The sequence below is a fragment of the Limosilactobacillus reuteri subsp. porcinus genome (genome assembly GCF_036621895.1).
Lineage (GTDB): Bacteria > Bacillota > Bacilli > Lactobacillales > Lactobacillaceae > Limosilactobacillus > Limosilactobacillus reuteri_J.
On sequence record NZ_LN887456.1, the window covers coordinates 1 to 397 of the forward strand.

Genomic DNA, 397 nt, shown 5'->3' on the forward strand with positions numbered 1-397 from the left:
TCATCGATTGTATTTGCCAATTCAGCAGCCTCTTTACTTGCATTTTCGTCCTTGTAATCCTTGCGGTTAAATGTATGTTGTGCTTGGTTCAAATTGGCACTCATTGGACGCAACAAAGCAATCAGTTTTTGCCATTCTTTAATCGGCACATTTACCTGTTGAATTGTCCGTTTTTCATCGTCAACTTGAAGCCGCATTCTCAGATAATTTGAGAGTGATAAATTGGCAATCTCCGCAGCGTTTTTGTACTTTGCATACTCCGCAAATGTAAGGTTAATCATCACTCTTTTATCGCGCTTATCCTTGCTTTGTTTTTGGTTCATATTATCCCTCATTTCTGGTTCGTACTTTATGCAACGTTTTTAGCAGTACGCGTCCCGACACATTAGATACATTA

General features: G+C 39.0%; 1 protein-coding gene. It reads right to left on the bottom strand.

All coding sequences use genetic code 11. From position 1 onward, the window contains the following. Positions 1 to 323, bottom strand: a 323-nt coding sequence (locus AACL61_RS07625) for a plasmid mobilization protein (protein ID WP_339111200.1), incomplete at its 3' end; no start/stop codon positions are given. Positions 324 to 397: the final 74 nt, after the last annotated feature.